At 69.8% G+C, this 16541-nt stretch carries 18 protein-coding genes; 7 read left to right on the top strand and 11 right to left on the bottom strand.

The genetic code is table 11. The annotated features are described in order from the left end of the window. The first annotated feature begins 26 nt into the window (after positions 1 to 26). From ABZ906_RS35600 to ABZ906_RS35590, 3 genes are read left to right on the top strand one after another with little or no spacing between them, the layout of a single operon-like run. A complete protein-coding gene (locus tag ABZ906_RS35600; RefSeq protein WP_361194348.1) occupies positions 27 to 881 on the top strand; it encodes a helix-turn-helix transcriptional regulator in 855 nt (284 codons plus the stop codon). Then, entirely contained in the window at positions 881 to 1123 is a 243-nt protein-coding gene (locus ABZ906_RS35595) for a DUF397 domain-containing protein (RefSeq protein WP_361194351.1), read from the top strand. The genes ABZ906_RS35600 and ABZ906_RS35595 overlap by 1 nt, the downstream gene beginning before the upstream one ends. Then, the gene (locus ABZ906_RS35590; protein WP_361194223.1) at positions 1120 to 1374 is read left to right on the top strand and encodes a DUF397 domain-containing protein; all 255 of its coding nucleotides are present in this window, start codon (positions 1120 to 1122) and stop codon (positions 1372 to 1374) included. The genes ABZ906_RS35595 and ABZ906_RS35590 overlap by 4 nt, the downstream gene beginning before the upstream one ends. Positions 1375 to 1462: 88 nt before the next feature. Here the strand turns inward: ABZ906_RS35590 and ABZ906_RS35585 are convergent, their stop codons facing one another. Both ABZ906_RS35585 and ABZ906_RS35580 read right to left on the bottom strand, forming a co-directional pair. After that, positions 1463 to 1657, bottom strand: a complete 195-nt coding sequence (locus ABZ906_RS35585; RefSeq protein ID WP_361194226.1) for an acyl-CoA carboxylase subunit epsilon — start codon at positions 1655 to 1657, stop codon at positions 1463 to 1465. A 32-nt stretch (positions 1658 to 1689) separates the two neighbouring features. Further along, entirely contained in the window at positions 1690 to 3285 is a 1596-nt protein-coding gene (locus tag ABZ906_RS35580; RefSeq protein ID WP_361389948.1) for an acyl-CoA carboxylase subunit beta, read from the bottom strand. A gap of 418 nt (positions 3286 to 3703) precedes the next feature. On the opposite strand from ABZ906_RS35580, the gene ABZ906_RS35575 reads away from it, so the two are divergent. Then, positions 3704 to 4339 (top strand): YceI family protein, encoded by a 636-nt coding sequence (locus tag ABZ906_RS35575; protein WP_361194232.1) that lies wholly within the window; start codon positions 3704 to 3706, stop codon positions 4337 to 4339. Between the two features lie 441 nt (positions 4340 to 4780). On the opposite strand, the gene ABZ906_RS35570 is transcribed toward ABZ906_RS35575, so the two are convergent. Continuing rightward, the gene (locus ABZ906_RS35570; RefSeq protein ID WP_361389946.1) at positions 4781 to 5308 is read right to left on the bottom strand and encodes an NADPH-dependent FMN reductase; all 528 of its coding nucleotides are present in this window, start codon (positions 5306 to 5308) and stop codon (positions 4781 to 4783) included. A 55-nt stretch (positions 5309 to 5363) separates the two neighbouring features. Here ABZ906_RS35570 and ABZ906_RS35565 point away from each other — a divergent pair, with 55 nt between their 5' ends. After that, complete coding sequence (locus tag ABZ906_RS35565; RefSeq protein WP_361194236.1) at positions 5364 to 5903, top strand: hypothetical protein; 540 nt, start codon at positions 5364 to 5366, stop codon at positions 5901 to 5903. A 27-nt stretch (positions 5904 to 5930) separates the two neighbouring features. Here ABZ906_RS35565 and ABZ906_RS35560 read toward each other — a convergent pair whose 3' ends face one another. Beyond that, a complete protein-coding gene (locus ABZ906_RS35560; RefSeq protein WP_361389944.1) occupies positions 5931 to 6539 on the bottom strand; it encodes a TIGR03086 family metal-binding protein in 609 nt (202 codons plus the stop codon). Between the two features lie 72 nt (positions 6540 to 6611). Here ABZ906_RS35560 and ABZ906_RS35555 point away from each other — a divergent pair, with 72 nt between their 5' ends. Then, a complete protein-coding gene (locus ABZ906_RS35555; RefSeq protein WP_361389942.1) occupies positions 6612 to 7589 on the top strand; it encodes an SDR family NAD(P)-dependent oxidoreductase in 978 nt (325 codons plus the stop codon). A gap of 124 nt (positions 7590 to 7713) precedes the next feature. Continuing rightward, complete coding sequence (locus tag ABZ906_RS35550; protein ID WP_361194249.1) at positions 7714 to 7914, top strand: hypothetical protein; 201 nt, start codon at positions 7714 to 7716, stop codon at positions 7912 to 7914. Here ABZ906_RS35550 and ABZ906_RS35545 read toward each other — a convergent pair. The 7 genes from ABZ906_RS35545 to ABZ906_RS35515 form a co-directional block, all read right to left on the bottom strand. Beyond that, positions 7911 to 8813: an alpha/beta hydrolase gene (locus tag ABZ906_RS35545; RefSeq protein ID WP_361389939.1), complete on the bottom strand. Its 903-nt coding sequence runs from the start codon at positions 8811 to 8813 to the stop codon at positions 7911 to 7913. The genes ABZ906_RS35550 and ABZ906_RS35545 overlap by 4 nt on opposite strands. Positions 8814 to 8912: 99 nt before the next feature. After that, entirely contained in the window at positions 8913 to 10283 is a 1371-nt protein-coding gene (locus ABZ906_RS35540) for a hypothetical protein (protein WP_361389937.1), read from the bottom strand. A gap of 55 nt (positions 10284 to 10338) precedes the next feature. Then, positions 10339 to 11943, bottom strand: a complete 1605-nt coding sequence (cimA, locus tag ABZ906_RS35535) for a citramalate synthase (protein ID WP_361194257.1) — start codon at positions 11941 to 11943, stop codon at positions 10339 to 10341. Between the two features lie 335 nt (positions 11944 to 12278). Beyond that, positions 12279 to 13574 carry a hypothetical protein gene (locus tag ABZ906_RS35530; protein WP_361389935.1) on the bottom strand — a complete coding sequence of 432 codons (1296 nt, stop codon included), beginning with the start codon at positions 13572 to 13574 and terminating at the stop codon, positions 12279 to 12281. A gap of 65 nt (positions 13575 to 13639) precedes the next feature. Next, positions 13640 to 14668: a protein TolB gene (locus ABZ906_RS35525; RefSeq protein WP_361389933.1), complete on the bottom strand. Its 1029-nt coding sequence runs from the start codon at positions 14666 to 14668 to the stop codon at positions 13640 to 13642. A 184-nt stretch (positions 14669 to 14852) separates the two neighbouring features. Beyond that, complete coding sequence (locus ABZ906_RS35520; RefSeq protein WP_361194264.1) at positions 14853 to 15485, bottom strand: TetR/AcrR family transcriptional regulator; 633 nt, start codon at positions 15483 to 15485, stop codon at positions 14853 to 14855. A gap of 14 nt (positions 15486 to 15499) precedes the next feature. After that, entirely contained in the window at positions 15500 to 16537 is a 1038-nt protein-coding gene (locus tag ABZ906_RS35515) for an agmatine deiminase family protein (RefSeq protein ID WP_361389931.1), read from the bottom strand. Positions 16538 to 16541: the final 4 nt, after the last annotated feature.

The raw sequence follows: 16541 nt of genomic DNA, 5'->3' as shown, positions 1-16541 counted from the left end.
CGGAAGACGCGGGACATCATGTGCGCATGCCGCAAAGTGAGATGCCCACCATGCGCAGCCGCCGTCTCGGCGCCGAGCTGCGAAGACTTCGCTCGGACGCCGGCCTCAAGGTGCAGGACGCGGCCGACGCACTGGAGTGTGGGCAGCCAAAGATCAGTCAGATCGAGACAGGCAAACGGGGCATTCGGCAGCTCGATCTGACCACTCTGCTCAATCTGTACGGGGTGAAGGACGATCAGCAGCGGGCGAATCTGAAGCGACTGGCCCGGGACATCCACAAGGTCGACTGGTGGTCCGGACAGGGCCCCTTGCTCAGCGGCGACCTGCGCGACTACCTCACTCTCGAGGCCGACTCCTCGCTCATCCGCGCCTATGAGCCGATGGTGCTGCCGGGTCTGCTCCAGACAGAGGCGTATATGCGCCAGATATTCACCGCGGGCGCCGAAGCTGATCGCGTCGAAACTCTTGTGAAGACGCGGTTGAGGCGCAAAGATCTGCTCTACGGGAACAGTGAATTCCGGCTCCGCGTCGTCATCGACGCTCCGGCACTGCACCGCATTTCTGGTCCCACTGAATTGATCCGTCAACAGTTTCAGCACCTGATCGAAGTGGGAAATCAGGCCAATGTCACCGTTCAGATCCTCCCTCTGAACATCACATTGCCGCTCGCGCAGTACGCTCCGTACACGGTGTTCACCCTGCACGGAGAACCCCCCATAGAGGTGACCTGGTTGGAACACATGACCGGGGGAACATTGCTGGAACAGCGGCCTGACGTCCAGGTTTACACCAAGGCCTGGGATGACTTGACGGCCGCGGCACTCTCTCCCGCCGAGTCTCGCCAGTACATCCTTGACCACATGAAGGAAAGCGGGTCGTGATGTCTCGCACATCTGCGGCCAGTACCGCGTTCACAGAGACAGAAGAAATTTCAGTGAAAGCGAACTGGCACAAGAGCACCTACAGCGGCGCCTCGAACGGCTGCATCGAGCACACAAAGCTTTCGGCCGATCAGCGGGCGATTCGCGACACGAAGAATCCGGAGTTCGGAACACTCGTCTTCGACTCCACCGCGTGGCGCGCATTCATTACTGGAATCAACTCCGGGATTCTGCAGATATGAGCACGGACACGGCAAGCGGCACACGCGTCACACAGCGGGAGAAGGCGTTGCTCTACGCCCTCGACATCTCTCGCGCCCAGTGGACAAGCACCCCCGGGAGCCCTGTGGAGGGCCCTGTGGAGATCGCACCGCTGGGGAACGGCGCAGTGGCCCTGCGCAACCCCGCGGACCCTCGTGGCCTCGTCCTGCGCTTCACCGCGGAGGAGTGGTACGCGTTCAAGCTCGGTGTGCTGGACGGAGAGTTCGACTGACCTGACGGGCATACGCCGAAGGACCCCGCCACCAGGGCGGGGTCCTTCGGGGTGCCTGTCGGCCTTGCCGGCTGCTTCAGGGGACCGGTCAGCCCTGCCAGCTGTGCGGGGCGCGGAAGCCGGGGGTGCGCTCCAGACGGCGCCAGCCGGCCTTGTCGCGGCCTCGGCGGGGCGTGGGGGTCTGCGCGGTGGCGGCAGCACGGGCCAGCAGGATCGCGGTGATGGCGGCGACCTCTTCGGGCTCGGCGTGGCCCTTCTCTACGCGGATGTCGGGGTTAGTCATGTGCAGCGTTCTCCTTGTGGGCTACTGCAGGATTACTGCGGGGGGTTGCCGTGCTTGCGGGACGGCAGGTCCGCGTGCTTGTTGGCGAGCATCGCCAGGGAGCTGATGAGGACCTCGCGGGTGGCGGCGGGGTCGATGACGTCGTCCACCAGGCCGCGCTCGGCGGCGTAGTAGGGGTGCATCAGCTCGGCCTTGTACTCCTTGACCATCTTCTGCCGCATCGCCTCGGGATCCTCGGCGGCGGCGATCTGCCGGCGGAAGATGACGTTGGCGGCACCCTCGGCGCCCATCACCGCGATCTCGTTCGTCGGCCAGGCGTAGGTCAGGTCGGCGCCGATGGACTGGCTGTCCATGACGATGTACGCGCCGCCGTAGGCCTTGCGCAGGATCAGCGAGATCCGCGGCACGGTGGCATTGCAGTACGCGTACAGCAGCTTGGCGCCGTGCCGGATGATGCCGCCGTGCTCCTGGTCCACGCCGGGCAGGAAGCCCGGCACGTCCAGCAGGGTCACGATGGGGATGTTGAAGGCATCGCACATCTGCACGAACCGCGCGGCCTTCTCCGAGGCCTCGATGTCCAGGACCCCGGCCAGGGCCTGGGGCTGGTTGGCGACGATGCCCACCACCTTGCCGTCCAGGCGGGCCAGCGCGCAGATGATGTTGCGGGCCCAGCGCTCGTGGACCTCCAGGAAGTCGCCGTCGTCGACGAGTTCCTCGATCACCTTGGCCATGTCGTAGGGCCGGTTGCCGTCCGCCGGCACCAGGTCCAACAGGACGTCCGAGCGGCGCCCGGCGGGGTCGTCGCTCTCGTGGACGGGCGGGTTCTCCCGGTTGTTGGAGGGCAGCATCGCGATGAGGTAGCGCACCTCCGCCAGGCAGGTCTCCTCGTCGTCGTAGGCGAAGTGACACACCCCCGAGGTCTCGGCGTGCACGTCCGCGCCGCCCAGACCGTTCTGGGTGATCTCCTCGCCGGTCACCGCGCGCACCACGTCCGGGCCGGTGATGAACATCTGCGAGGTGTCGCGGACCATGAACACGAAGTCGGTGAGGGCGGGTGAGTACGCCGCGCCGCCGGCGCAGGGGCCGAGCATCACGCTGATCTGCGGGATCACGCCCGACGCCCTGGTGTTGCGCTGGAAGATGCCGCCGTAGCCGGCCAGCGCCGAGACGCCCTCCTGGATCCGGGCGCCCGCGCCGTCGTTCAACGAGACCAGCGGCGCCCCGGCCGCGATCGCCATGTCCATGATCTTGTGGATCTTCGTGGCGTGCGCCTCGCCAAGGGCACCGCCGAAGATCCGGAAGTCATGCGCGTAGACGAAGACCGTCCGGCCCTCCACCGTCCCCCAGCCGGTGATCACACCGTCCGTGTACGGCTTCTTCGCCTCAAGCCCGAACCCGGTCGCCCGGTGCCGGCGCAACTGCTCGACCTCCTGGAACGACCCCGCGTCCAGAAGCAGCTCGATCCGCTCGCGTGCGGTCAGCTTGCCCTTCGCGTGCTGGGCCTTCGTCGCCTTCTCGCTCGGGCCGCGCAGGGCCTCGGCACGGATCGCGTGCAGTTCGGCAACGCGTCCACGTGCGTCGGTGGGCTCGCCCTCGGGAGTAGAAGCGGTGTCGTCCAAAACGGTCATGTAGTGACCTTACGAAGTGGGCCTACCGAAACGGACCGTCGACTATGAACAGTCTCCGGCCCGTTTTCCTGGCACCCCCGAACAGAAGCCCGTTCCAGTGCGTCCTAAGTGACTGCTCAGAGGGCCGTCGCGCTGTAGGGACTCAACAAAGGGCCGGGTCATGCGCCGGTGAGAGACACCTCACACCATCCGGTGCGGAGGCCGAGAGGCGGGCCTGCGGCGCGAGTACTACCTTCGAGTTCGGTGCGTGTTCACTCGAACACGGCGTGTTGGATGTTGAACATTGAACTGAATGGGGCTAGAGTTCATCTCGTTGAACATTCAACATAAGCAAGTCCGCAGCTCGCAACTCGCAGCTCGACTATTCCGCTCGTATCCCGCTCGTATCCCGCTCGCAGCTCGTCCCCAAGGAGCAGTCATGGGTCTCTTCGGCCGCAAGAACGAAACCACCCCGTCGTCCACCGACACGACCGCCGGCACCGCATCGGCGTCCGCTTCGGTCAGCCCCGACCTGGCCGCGCTGACCGGCGAGTACACGATCGACCCCGCGCACACCTCGATCGGCTTCGTCGCCCGCCACGCGATGGTCACCAACGTCAAGGGCTCCTTCACCGATGTCGCGGGCACGCTGCACCTCGACGGTTCGGACCCTGCCGCGTCGACGGCCTCCATCGACGTGCAGATGGCGAGCATCGACACCGGCAGCGCGGACCGTGACGGTCACCTGAAGAGCGCGGACTTCTTCGACATCGAGAAGTACCCGGAGATGACGTTCCGCTCCACGAAGGCGGAGGCGCTGGGCGGGGACGACTACCGGATCACCGGTGACCTGACGATCCTCGGCACCACGAAGCCGCTCTCCATCGATCTGGAGTTCAACGGCTCCGCGAAGGACCCCTTCGGGAATGAGCGGGTCGGGTTCGAGGGGACGGCGCAGATTCTCCGCTCGGAGTGGGGGCTCACGTGGAATGCCGCGCTCGAGACGGGCGGGGTGCTTGTGTCCGACAAGATCAAGCTGAGCTTTGACATTTCCGCGATTAAGTCTGGCTCCTGAGCCTTGGGGGATCTCTAGGCCGCCGCTTCGCGACGGATCTGTCCCACCCACCCACCCGATCACCCCGCGTCTGGGGGTGGGGTGGGTGGGTTCTTTGCGTCCGGGGCGGGTGGAGGGGCGGCTGGGGATGGGGTGGGGGGCTCGACTGGGTCCGGGGCGGGTGGAAGGGCGTCCGGGGATGGGGTGGGGGGGCTCGACTGGTCAGGGGCGGGTGGAGGGGCGCCTGCGGCTGGGGTGGGGGCTCGACTGGGTCCGGGGTGGGGGGAGCTCCCCTGTGCCTGGGGGTGGGGGGGGCTCCGTGCGTCCCCGGGGGGGGCGAGTGGGCCCCGTGCGCCCGGGGGGGTCCCGTGCGTCCCAGGGGTCCGTGGTCCGGGGCCATAAGGCCCTGCGTCCGGGATGGGTGGGCCGTTCCCCCGCGTCCGGTGTGAGGGCTTGTTGGTGCTACTGCTGTAGCAGCCTCTGCAATGTCTCCGTCAGGTGGGTTCTCGTGCGGGGGTCTGTGAGGATGCCGTTCTTGGTCGGTGTGTTGGGGAGTACCGGGATTCTTGTGCAGGCCTCTTCCACGATGGTGGCGCCCGTGTAGTCGAGTACCGTCCGCAGCGTGGCCGACGCGCCCTCGCCGCGGCCCGGTGCCGCCGCGGTCACCCAGGCGACCGGCTTGTCGCAGATCTCCGTGCCGCCGACCGTCCAGTCGAGCAGGTTCTTGAACGATCCGGGCAAGGTCCCCGCGTACTCCGGCGTGCAGACCAGGATCGCCGCCGCCGCGTCAATCGCCGCCCGGAGCCCGGTCACCGCCTGCGGCAGAGGGTCCGCGTCGTCGTCGGGGTTGAAGTGGGGCAGCGTCGCGAGGCCTTCGTAGCGAAGAGTGCGTACGTCCGGCGGAGCCACGTCCTCCGCCGTGCGCAGCACGGTCTCGTTGGAGGAACCGGCGCGCAGGCTTCCGGACAGCAGCAGGATCATGGGCGGCATTCGCCGAACGTACCCAGCTGTCCGGCTGTCCCGCACCTCCTATACGGTTCGGGCCGTGAGCGAGTTCATGCAGCAACTGCCCACCCTCATAGGCGTGATCGTCGGCGCGCTCGGTTCCTATCTGGCGATCACCCGCGGCGATCGGGCCCGGTTCCAGCGAGAGCAGGCGGCGCGCTGGGACGAACGGCGTCTCGCCGTCTACGGGGACTACGCGCGCGTGGTGAAGCAGACGGTCACGATCACCTACCGCGTCGCGTCCCACCTCGGCAATGACCCGCACCCGCACCCCCTGTCCCCCGAGGAGGCCGCGCCCCACCTGGCGGAGGCCGCCATCGCGCGGGATCCGGCCGGTGAGGCGCTGCTGATGCTCGGCACTCCGGATGTGGTGGACAAGGCGCGGGTCTGGGTCCTGACGGTCGTCGAGATGGAGCGTTTCCTGCGCGACGACATCAGGGACCCCGACGCCTGGTCCGCGCTCCTGGAGCGTCAGCGGACCACACGCGAGGGCTACTACCAGGCGGTCCGGCGCGACTTGGCGCTCCCGCCCGGGCACTCGGGGTCCTGGAGCATGCAGCCCCCGACGGGGCGCGCCTGAGCGTGCCAATGCCGACTTGGCTCCCGGTTACGGCGTCCAGTCGGGGTTGCGGCCCAGGTAGCAGAGCAGTTCGGCTGCCTCCCCCTTCTCCACGTCTCCCTCCCCCGCCTCAAGAGCCGGCGCGAAGGCGAAGGCGCGGACCGGCTCGACGATCTGCCGGGCCACGTCCAGCAGCGGTTGCGCCAAGTCGTCGGTGAGCGGCGACGGTTGGCCGGTGGCCACGGCGATGTCCCATGCGTGGACGGCCGCGTCGAGTGCGCACGCGCCGACGCCGAGGGCCGCGGTCATGGTGCCGGGCGGGATCGGGACCCGTACCTCCTGCACCGTCTCGTCGACCGTCGCCCAGGCCTCGGCAACCGCCGCGAGCGCCGGTTCCAGCAGGGCCTCGGGGGTGTCCGTCAGCTTCCCGGAGGGCGCGAAGGGGTTCTCCGCGGGGCCGGGGCCTCCAGTGAGGGCAGCGGCGTAGCCGAGCTGGTCGCCGGCGGCGTGCTGGAGGACCTGCGTGACGTTCCACTCCGCGCAGGGTGTCGGAAGGGCCCGGGCGTCGTCCGGCACGCCTTGGACTGCCCTGCGCAGTGCCTCGTGCGCACGGTCGAGGAGGGGCCAGGTGGTGTTCGTGCCGTGCTCGTCGCTCATGTCTTCTCCCGCTCGTCGGGGTGCGCCCGCCACCTTGCCCTAGAGCGCGGTCCAGCATCTAGCTTCACGCTCATGAGCACACAGCAAGCGCGACAGACAGGGATCGGCAGCGGGTTCGGCGCGTTGAGCACGGCGGACGACGTACTCGAAGGGATCGACCTCTCGGGCAGGACGGCGCTGGTCACCGGCGGCTACTCGGGCCTCGGTCTGGAGATCAGCCGGGCGCTCTCCAAGGCGGGCGCGCACGTCGTCGTCCCGGCGCGCAGGCCCGGCACGGCGGAAGCGGCGCTGCGGGGCACGGACCGCGTGGAGGTACAGGCGCTGGACCTGGCGGACCAGGACAGCGTCCGGCACTTCGCGGACCGGTTCCTCGCGTCGCACCGCACCCTCGACATCCTGATCAACAACGCGGGCGTCATGGCCTGCCCCGAGACCCGGGTAGGCCCGGACAACGCCTGGGAATCCCACTTCGCGATCAACCACCTCGGCCACTTCGCCCTGGTCAACCGCCTCTATACGGCGCTGAGTCCGGGCACCGCGCGCGTGGTCTCCGTGGCCTCGTCCGGGCACTTTCTCTCCGACATCCGCTGGACGGACCCGCACTTCGACCAGGGCTACGACCGCTGGCTGGCCTACGCCCAGTCCAAGACGGCGAACGCGCTCTTCGCCCTGCACCTCGACTCCCTGAGCGCGACCGGCAAGGGCGTACGGGCCTTCTCCGTGCATCCCGGCAGCATCCTCACCCCTCTCCAGCGCCACGTTCCCCGCGAGGAGCAGCTCGCGCAGGGCTGGATGTCCGACGACGGCACACCGGCGCAGGGCTTCAAGAGCCCGGCGCAGGGCGCGGCCACGGCGGTCTGGGCGGCGACGTCACCGCTGCTGGACGCCCGTGGCGGCGCGTACTGCCAGGACTGCGACATCGCGGAGCCCGCCACGACGGACGACATGCTGATCGGCGGCGTCAAGCCGTGGGCGAGGGACCCGGAGTCGGCGGCCCGCCTCTGGCAACTCTCAGCGGAGCTCACGGGGTTGGGCGACGCCCTGGCATGATGACGCCATGACCCCGGACCGGCCCGACGAGTGGATCACCGTCGCCTCGTACGAGAACGTCCCCGGCCGACCGCGGCCGCTCGCCGCTCTGCGCGGTTGACTGCGTGAGCGAGGCATCGACTGGATGCCGTTCGCGCCGGACGAGGTGTACGTCGACCATATCTGCGGCCGCGGGGCCGACGGTCACTGGCGCGGCTCTTTCGTGATCCACGTCCGGGCGGACGCACTCCGCCCGCTCGGCCTGCATCCCGGCCAGCCCATGTCCCGCGTGGTCGGCCCCTCGCCACCGGCCTGGTGGCACGCGGCGGCGGAACGGCGCAACTAGGCCCGTGCGGTGTGCGTCAGGATCGCTTCCGCGAGCGGACCCTGCACCGCCGGGGGCAGCGCGTGCCCCATGCCCGCGATCTCCACCACCCGGGTGTCGCCGCCGATGACCTGCGCCAGGTGGTGCGGATGCGGGGGCGGGAAGACCGGTTCGGCCGGGGCGGAGACGGCGAGCACGGGGACTTTCGCGGCGGCCAGTTGGTCGGTGCGGAGCATGTCGGAGTCGTCGGCCCGTCCGTGAGCCGTCGAGGCGACGTGCGTGCCGGTGTGCGTGATGATCCTGCGCTCCAGATCGCGGAAGTAGGAGTCGTCGACGTCGAGCATGCCGCCGTTCAGGACGCGCCAGTGCTCGACCCTGCGGTCCAGCTCGGCCTCCGGGCCCTTGTCCTCGACGGGGCGGGACCACATCTCCAGTACCTCCGGGGCGATGCCTGGGAGTTCACCGACCGGGATGTCGGTTCCGTCCGGCGCCGCGTACGGGGTGTCGCTGAGCGCGCACGTGCCGATCAGGGTGGCGCTGAGGACGCGCTCGGGGTGGTCGGCGAGAACGAGCTGGGCCAGCATCCCGCCGAGTGACATGCCCACCAGGTGCGCCCGCTCGACACCGAGGCCGTCCAGGACCGCCACGGCGTCCCGCGCCAGATCGGTGATCGCGTACGGGTGCTCGTCGAAGGCGGTGGTGGAGCGCCCCGTGTCCCGGTGGTCGTAGCGGATGACCTGGTGGCGGGCGGCGAGCGCGTCGACGAGGGCGTCGGGCCAGCCGAGGCCGGATGCCTGGGCGCCCATGACCAGGAGCAGCGCCGGGGCGTCGGGCGCACCGCGCCGCTCCGTCCAGAGGCGGACGCCGGGGGCGGCGTCGACGTACTGCTGCGTGGGCTGCATGGACGGGACGTGCTGCATGGGAAGGCCTCCGAGCCGACGCACTCTCAACGGAACGATACGTATCGTCTCGTCAATCTCGCGTGCCGTCAACCCCGGCCGGCCGCCACCCGGTCCTCCCTAGAACCCGCCGCCCCCGAAGTCCCCGCCGCCCCCGCCGAAGTCCCCGCCCCCGAAACCGCCCCCGAAGTCACCGGGGTCGAAGTCCGAGCCCGAGTAGTCGCCGCCCTCGAACCCGGTGCCCGCACCGCCGCCGAAGTCGCCGTACCCCGCGCCGTAGTCCGCCGCGTAGGCGGGGCTAGCCATCATGCCGCCCAGCATCGTGCCGACCAGGAGGCCCGGCAGCAGACCGCCGCCGAAGTAGCCGCCGGCCCAGGGACCGTAGGCCGGGCCCGCCTCCCAGTACGGGCGCCGCTCCCCCGAGTCCGTGGCCACCGTCCGTGACATGGGCTGCTCGCCGTCCGCGAGGCGCGTCGCGTCCGCCAGGCAGACCGGGACCGTCCGCTCGGTCCCGCCCGGCGGCGCCCACTGCGCGTCCTTCACCGAGGGGCCGTGACGCGGGTCGAAGAAGCAGGGAGCACGGCGCTCCGGCAGCGCTCGGCCTTCCCGGCGCGCGGCCAGGAGCGCGAGCGAGAAGCGGCCGTCCTCCAGGGACTGGGTGACGGCCCGCACCTGCTCGGGCCGCTCCGCCGCCGCCATGAACGACTTCGCCTTCTCGTACGAGTCGAGGGCGCGTTCGTAGTCGGCGCGCATCGCGTCGTCCGCGCCCGCCTCCGCGGGGTGGAAGTCGAGGCGGTCGAGCTCCTCGCCGTACGCGGTGATGTCCTCGTCCACCACGACCCGCAGCTTCTCCAGGGCCGCTCGCTGCTCCTCGGCCCGCCGCCTGCGGTTGCGCCGGATCCGCGCGTACGCGACGCCGCCGCCCGCGACGAGCACCGCGCCGACGCCGACCAGAGCGCCCACGTTGACGCCGTCGTCGGAACCGGCGCCGCCCCACGAGTCGGGCGCCGAGCCGCGTGCGTCCTTCACGGCCTGGTCGACGAAGGCGTTCAGCTGGGTCTTGGTGTCGGCCTCGTCCCCGTACGTCGTGACGAGGTTGGAGACGGCATTGCTGCTCAGGACCTGCCGGTCGGCCTTCGCGTCGAAGGCGTCACCGAGCCGGATGCCGTACAGGCCCGTCACGCCGGTCTCGGTGCGCAGCTTGTCGAAGAGGTCCTTCTTCGGGAAGTCCGCGGGCAGCACCGCCACGAAGACCGGCTTGTCGGCGTCCTTGATCTTCTGCGCGAGGGCCTTCGTGTCGGCGCCGGACAGCTGGTCCGAGACGGCCGGGTCCACGTACACCGGGCTCTTCTCCCAGGCGTCGGCCACGGCCGGGACGCTCGCGGCCCGCACCTCGGCCGCGGCCCCGGGCGCCGCCGTGAACGACACGGCGCCCAGAGCCACGAGAAGCCCGGACAGCGCGACACCTACTCGCTTCGCCCCATTGTTCATACTTCGAAGCTAACTCAGCCGGGCCGCGGACGGAGGCCCGCGACGGTCCGGTTTTCTACTCCACGGGCTCGACGCCCGCCCGCAGCAGGCCGTACGTGTAGGCGTCCTCAAGGGCCTGCCACGACGCCGCGATGACGTTCTCCGCCACGCCCACCGTCGACCACTCGCCGTCGCCGTCACTGGTGGAGATAAGGACCCGGGTCGTGGAAGACGTGCCGTGCTTGCCCTCCAGGATGCGGACCTTGTAGTCGACCAGATCCATCTTGGCGAGTTGGGGGTAGATCCGCTCGAGGCCGACCCTGAGTGCCCGGTCGAGCGCGTTGACCGGGCCGTTGCCCTCGGCCGTGGCGACGATGCGCTCGCCCTTGGCCCACAGCTTCACGGTCGCCTCGTTCGCGTGCGTGCCGTCGGGGCGGTTCTCGACGATGCCCCGCCAGGACTCGACGCGGAAGTAGCGCCGGGCGCGGCCCTCGGCCTCCTCCCGCAGCAGCAGCTCGAAGGACGCGTCCGCAGCCTCGTACGTGTAGCCGTTGAGCTCGCGCTCCTTGACCCGCTCGACGACCCGGCCCACCAGCTCGCGGTCGTCGCCGAGGTCGACGCCGAGCTCCTTGCCCTTGAGCTCGATGGAGGCGCGGCCCGCCATGTCCGAGACCAGCATCCGGATGCGGTTGCCCACCAGGTCCGGGTCGATGTGCTGGTAGAGATCCGGGTCGATCTTGATGGCGGAGGCGTGCAGGCCCGCCTTGTGGGCGAAGGCCGATACGCCCACGTACGGCTGGTGCGTGGAGGGGGTGAGGTTGACGACCTCGGCGATGGCGTGCGAGACGCGGGTCATCTCGCGCAGGGCGCCCTCGGGCAGGACCTGCTTGCCGTACTTCAGCTCCAGGGCGCCGACCACGGGGAAGAGGTTGGCGTTGCCGACCCGCTCGCCGTAGCCGTTGGCGGTGCACTGCACGTGCGTGGCGCCCGCGTCGACGGCGGCGAGGGTGTTGGCGACCGCGCATCCGGTGTCGTCCTGGGCGTGGATGCCGAGCCGGGCGCCGGTGTCGGCGATGACGGTGCCGACGATCGCCTTGATCTGGGCGGGGAGCATGCCGCCGTTGGTGTCGCACAGGACGACGACGTCGGCGCCCGCCTCGGAGGCCGTGCGGGCGACGGACTTCGCGTACTCGGGGTTGGCGCGGTAGCCGTCGAAGAAGTGCTCGCAGTCGACGAAGACGCGCCGCCCCTGCTCCACGAGGTAGGAGACGGTGTCGCGCACCATCTCCAGGTTCTCCTCCAGGGTGGTGCGCAGGGCGAGTTCGACGTGCCGGTCGTGGGATTTGGCGACGAGCGTGATGACCGGGGCGCCGGACGCCAGCAGGGCGTTGACCTGCGGGTCCGTGGCCGCCGAGCCACCCGCGCGGCGCGTGGCGCCGAAGGCGACGAGCTGGGCGTGCCGGAAGGTGATCTCTTGCTGCGCGCGGGCGAAGAACTCGGTGTCGCGGGGGTTGGCGCCCGGCCAGCCGCCCTCGATGAAGCCCACGCCGAAGTCGTCCAGGTGCCGGGCGATGGTCAGCTTGTCCGCGACGGTCAGGTTGATTCCCTCGCGCTGCGCGCCGTCGCGCAGCGTGGTGTCAAAGACGTGGAACGAATCGTCGGGTGTGCTGGTTTCCGTCATGCTGATCTGGCTCCTGTGTCGGATCTCGGTCTACCGGAATGACCGGCTCCACCGCCTCAATGATCCCCCGCGCTCCGCGTCCGGCTGATGTTGGGCCAGGAAACGAAAAAACCCCTCGTGGGTACGAGAGGTTTGCGCGCGGGTCTGAGAGACGACGGTGTCCGCCCGTACATGGTGGTACGAGACGGTCACTGCGGACCGGCGCGCCTGCTGCCAATAATCATGGCGAACGAGAGCACGGTGGCAGCCTGCCACAGCCCGCACACACCGCGCTGCCCCGTCTCACCATGCGGGCGGCGCATGGACGCGCCGCCCGCATGGTGCGGGCCCCGGCTCTACCGCAGGTGCCGTACGAAGATGTCCCGCACCCCATTGGTGTCACCGGTCACCAGGTTCGTGGCGTCCGACGAGAAGACGACGGTCTTCGCGTCCGCGGCGATCCCGAAGTGGGACACGGCGGAGTCGGCGTCGCCGCCGCCCTGCGGCACGTCCACGCGCTGGTTCTTTCCGGTGCGCAGATCACGTACGTAGAGCGAACCCTTGCCGGGGTCGCCGGCGACGAGACCCGGGGCGCTGGACTGGAACACCACGCGGCGGCCGTCCGGAGTGATCCGGGCCTCGATCGAGTCGCCTTCCGTCTGACCGCCCTCGGCGTCGTACACGATCCGCTCGATGGCGTCGGTGCGCAGGTCGATGCGGAAGATGTCGTACTTCTCGTTGGTGTCGCCGGGGACGAGGTCGCCGGACCGGGCGGAGAAGACGCCGTAGCGCCCGTCCTTGGTCAGCGAGCTCACGCCGACCTCGCGGTCGGCGCCCGAGGGTGTGAGGTCCAGGCGCCTGCCCTCGCCGGCCTTCATGTCGTAGATGTAGGTACGGCCGTCGAGACCCGGACGCTGCTGGCCTATCGAGTAACCGATGTGGCTGCCGTCGGCGCTCGTCGTGAACTGCGAGATGAAGTACGAGGAGCTCGCGCCGCCCGTGACGATCTCGCTGATCCGCTTGGTGGTGCCCTTCTTGCGGTCGCGGACGTAGACGCCGGTGTTCATGCCGTCGATGTAGTCGCCGTTCTCCTTGAGCTGCGAGACGAACGTGACGTACCGGCCGTCCGCGCTCGTCCGCGCGGGTGTCGTGCTCTCTCCGGTCACGGGCTTGTCCGCGTCCGAGAGGCTGACGAGCTCGGTCCGCTTCTTCTTGAGGTCCCTCAGGTAGATGCCGCTGTAGTAGGTGCCGTCCTCGTCGTACGTGACGGCGGCGAAGGTCACGTAGCGGCCGTCGGCGCTGATGGTCGGGCGCTGGCTCACGAAGTCGGTGAACTCGGCGCCGGAGTCCTGCACGCTGACCCGTTCGACCGTGCCGCGCTTCTGGTCGCGGACATAGACATCGGGCCAGGTGTCGGTGTCGCCCGGCACGAGGTTCTTCGCCTCCGTCGAGAAGACCACGTACCGCCCGTCGTCGCTGACGTCCGGCAACTCCGACGCCCCGTCGGCCTGCGCCCCGCCCCGGCCGACACTGACACGTTCGGTACCCGGAGCGGCGTCGGGCGCGGCGGACGCGGCGGGCAGGGTGGCGGCGGTGACCGCGACGACGAGTGCTGCGGCGGCCAGGACGGCGCGGCGCTTGGTTCTGTGCATGCTTCAAATCCCCCGTTATTGCCGGATGTTCGGTGCGTGCAATGTCTGTGATGCGCGAGATGGTCTTATGGTTGCGGTGTTCGCGGAACTGTCCACTTGAAGATGTCGCTCGCGCCGTTCGTGTCGCCCGGCACGATGTCCGTGCCGTCCGAGGCGTAGACGATGCCGTGGCCCTTGTCGGCGATCGCGCCCGCCGTGGCGCCTCCGTGGCCGATGGTCCGCTCGCGGCCGCTGGGCAGGTGGCGCAGCCTGAGGTCCGACTGGCCGTCGCCGTTGACGCCGTAGAGGAGCTGTCGGCCGTCCCGGCTGACCGCCTGCGCGTTTCCTCCCGCGATGTACTGGACCTTTCCGGTGCGCAGGTCGCGTACGTAGGCGCCGTCCGGGCCGTTCATCGCCACCGTGCGGCCGTTGACCTGCACCAGGTCGGAAGGGGTGCCGTCGTCGACGCGGGTGAGGCTGTCCGTGGTGCGGTCGCGGAGCCAGACCTGGCCGGTGCCCTTGTCCTCGTAGGCGACATGGCGACCGTCGGCGCTGATGGACGGGTCCACCATGTCGCGGGCCGAGTCGGGCGGTCCGTCGCTGATGACCTCGCGGGTGTCCGTCTCGCGGTCGTAGACCTCGACGCGCTGCGGATCTCCGGGGTGTTGCGGCTGGAGGTCGTAGGCGATGTAGCGGCCGTTCGCGCTCATGGCCGGCGAGGAAGAGCTGTACTTGAAGCCCCGGCCGTCGATCTGCTTGATCTCCCCCGTGTCCAGGTCAGTGAGGAAGACGTTGATGCCGTGCGAGCCCCAGCCGGTGTGTGCCGCGTACCGTCCGTCGTCGCTGATCACGGGCGCGGCCATGGAGTTCCGCAGGCGCTTGACCTCGCCGGTCTCCAGATCCTTCACGAACGCCCAGTCGTACGGTCCTTGATGCCCCTGTGTCAGGTTCTCCGCGTCGCTGTAGAAGGCGACATAGCGGCCGTTCCCCGAGATGGACGCGGTACGGGAGGCCCCGTCGGCCTCGGTCCCGTCGGCCGCGGTGCTCACGCGCTCCACCCGCGGCACCGGCGGCTCGTGCGGCGCGGCCTGCGCCGCGGCCGGTAACGCCGTCACGCCGAGCGCCGTGATCAGTAAGGCGCTCCCGGTCAGCAAGGACACACGCCCGGCAATGGACACACATCTGGCAGTGGACATGGCTTCCCCCAAAACCTGTCGCAGCCCCCGGCCCGATACCGAGGGCCCACGGGGATACAAGCGCACCACCAGGAGACGCACAATCCGCAGGAACGCGTACAACCTAGACGGGGTCGTCCGGGTCCAGGGAGGCACCGGAGGCGAGTGCTCCGTCCAGGAACTCCCTGACGTGCGCCAGGATCTGGTCACGCCCCGTGCCGCGCAGGCCGATCGCCACATGGATGGAGAACCCGTCGAGCAGCGCCCGCAGGCGGGCCGCGAACCGGTCGGGATCGAGGGCCCCGAACTCGCCGCGCGAGACGCCTTCGGCGAGCAGCGCCACCAGGTCGCGGTGCCAGGCGCTCTCGATGGCGACCTGCCGGTCGCGCTCGTCCTCGTCGGCGTTCAGGGAGCGGTTCCAGACCTCCAGCCAGAGCGTCCAGTGGGGGTCGCCGGGGCCGTCGGGGACGTACAGATCGACGTACGCGTCGAGGCGCTCGCGGGCGGTGCCCTGCCGGGCGAGCAGCCTGCCGCGTTCGGCGCCGAGCGCGGACTCGCTCCACTCCAGGGTGCGCAGGAGCAGTTCGTCCTTGGTGCGGAAGTAGTAGAGGAGGTGGCCGCTGCTCATGCCGACCTCACGGCCGAGCGCGGCCATGGTCAGCTTCTCCAGGCCGCGCTCGGCGATCATCTCCATGGCACAGGCAAGGACGTCCTCGCGCGGTGGGGCGTTCTTCCGCGCGCGGGCCTGGCCTGCCATGTCGTTCTCCTTGATCACACCTTCGGCTGCTGCTGGGTGATGCAGTGGATGCCACCACCTCCGGCAAAGATCGTACGGGCGTCGACGAGCGTCACCGTACGGTCGGGGAAGAGGCCGCGGAAGATACCGGCCGCGATCTCGTCGTGGGGGTCGCCGAAGGCGCACAGGACGACGCCCCCGTTGCAGAGGTAGTGGTTGATGTAGGAGTAGTCGACCCAGCCGTCGTCGTCCTTCAGGACGGTCGGGGCGGGCACCTCGACGATCCGCAGGGTGCGGCCGCGCGCGTCCGTCTGTCCGGTGAGGGCGGCGACGATCTCCTTGCTGACCTCGTGGTCGGGGTGGTCGGGGTTGCGCTGGGAGTGGACCAGGACCACACCGGGCGCGGCGAAGGCGGCGACGATGTCGACGTGGCCGAGGGTGCCGAAGCCGTGGCCGGGGTAGTCGGCGGTGAGGCCGCGCGGCAGCCAGATCGCCTTGGTGGTGCCGAGGCGGGCGTGGATCTCCGCCTCGACCTGCTCCTTGGTCCAGCCGGGGTTGCGCTCGGGGCCGAGCTGCACCGTCTCGGTGAGCAGGACGGTGCCCTCGCCGTCGACGTGGATGCCGCCGCCCTCGTTCACCAGCGACGAGGGGTACGTCCGGGCTCCGGCGAGGTCGGCGACGTACGCGCCGATCTTCGCGTCGTGGTCCCAGCGGGCCCACTCCTGGGCGCCCCAGCCGTTGAACGTCCAGTCGACGGCGGCGAGGCGGCCCTTGCCGTCGGTGAGGAAGGTCGGCCCGATGTCCCGCATCCAGGCGTCGTCGAGCTCCCGCTCCACCACCTCGATGTCCGGGCCGAGCAACTCGGTGGCGTACGCGGCCTGCGCGGGTCCGCAGACCACGGTGACCGGCTCGAAGCGGCGTACGGCACGGGCGACGTTCGCCCAGGCGATGCGGGACTCGTCCAGGCCCGAGGGGTCGTCGAAGGTCGGGTTGGGGCACGGCCACGCCATCCAGGTGCGCTCGTGCGGGGCCCACTCGGCGGGCATGCGGAAGCCGTCGGCGGCTGCGCTCATGACG

The organism is Streptomyces sp. NPDC046925 (assembly GCF_040644915.1).
In the GTDB taxonomy this organism is placed as follows: domain Bacteria; phylum Actinomycetota; class Actinomycetes; order Streptomycetales; family Streptomycetaceae; genus Streptomyces.
Note: the sequence above shows the minus strand (reverse complement) of the source record. Positions and strands in the feature narration are given on the sequence as shown.

Bases quoted from the DNA above. Each gene is read 5' to 3' on its own strand.
- ABZ906_RS35600 (WP_361194348.1), top strand. From the start codon at position 27: ATGCCGCAAAGTGAGATGCCCACCATGCGCAGCCGCCGTCTCGGCGCC.
- ABZ906_RS35595 (WP_361194351.1), top strand. From the start codon at position 881: ATGTCTCGCACATCTGCGGCCAGTACCGCGTTCACAGAGACAGAAGAA.
- ABZ906_RS35590 (WP_361194223.1), top strand. From the start codon at position 1,120: ATGAGCACGGACACGGCAAGCGGCACACGCGTCACACAGCGGGAGAAG.
- ABZ906_RS35585 (WP_361194226.1), bottom strand. From the start codon at position 1,657: ATGACTAACCCCGACATCCGCGTAGAGAAGGGCCACGCCGAGCCCGAA.
- ABZ906_RS35580 (WP_361389948.1), bottom strand. From the start codon at position 3,285: ATGACCGTTTTGGACGACACCGCTTCTACTCCCGAGGGCGAGCCCACC.
- ABZ906_RS35575 (WP_361194232.1), top strand. From the start codon at position 3,704: ATGGGTCTCTTCGGCCGCAAGAACGAAACCACCCCGTCGTCCACCGAC.
- ABZ906_RS35570 (WP_361389946.1), bottom strand. From the start codon at position 5,308: ATGCCGCCCATGATCCTGCTGCTGTCCGGAAGCCTGCGCGCCGGTTCC.
- ABZ906_RS35560 (WP_361389944.1), bottom strand. From the start codon at position 6,539: ATGAGCGACGAGCACGGCACGAACACCACCTGGCCCCTCCTCGACCGT.
- ABZ906_RS35555 (WP_361389942.1), top strand. From the start codon at position 6,612: ATGAGCACACAGCAAGCGCGACAGACAGGGATCGGCAGCGGGTTCGGC.
- ABZ906_RS35550 (WP_361194249.1), top strand. From the start codon at position 7,714: ATGCCGTTCGCGCCGGACGAGGTGTACGTCGACCATATCTGCGGCCGC.
- ABZ906_RS35545 (WP_361389939.1), bottom strand. From the start codon at position 8,813: ATGCAGCACGTCCCGTCCATGCAGCCCACGCAGCAGTACGTCGACGCC.
- ABZ906_RS35540 (WP_361389937.1), bottom strand. From the start codon at position 10,283: ATGAACAATGGGGCGAAGCGAGTAGGTGTCGCGCTGTCCGGGCTTCTC.
- cimA (WP_361194257.1), bottom strand. From the start codon at position 11,943: ATGACGGAAACCAGCACACCCGACGATTCGTTCCACGTCTTTGACACC.
- ABZ906_RS35530 (WP_361389935.1), bottom strand. From the start codon at position 13,574: ATGCACAGAACCAAGCGCCGCGCCGTCCTGGCCGCCGCAGCACTCGTC.
- ABZ906_RS35520 (WP_361194264.1), bottom strand. From the start codon at position 15,485: ATGGCAGGCCAGGCCCGCGCGCGGAAGAACGCCCCACCGCGCGAGGAC.
- ABZ906_RS35515 (WP_361389931.1), bottom strand. From the start codon at position 16,537: ATGAGCGCAGCCGCCGACGGCTTCCGCATGCCCGCCGAGTGGGCCCCG.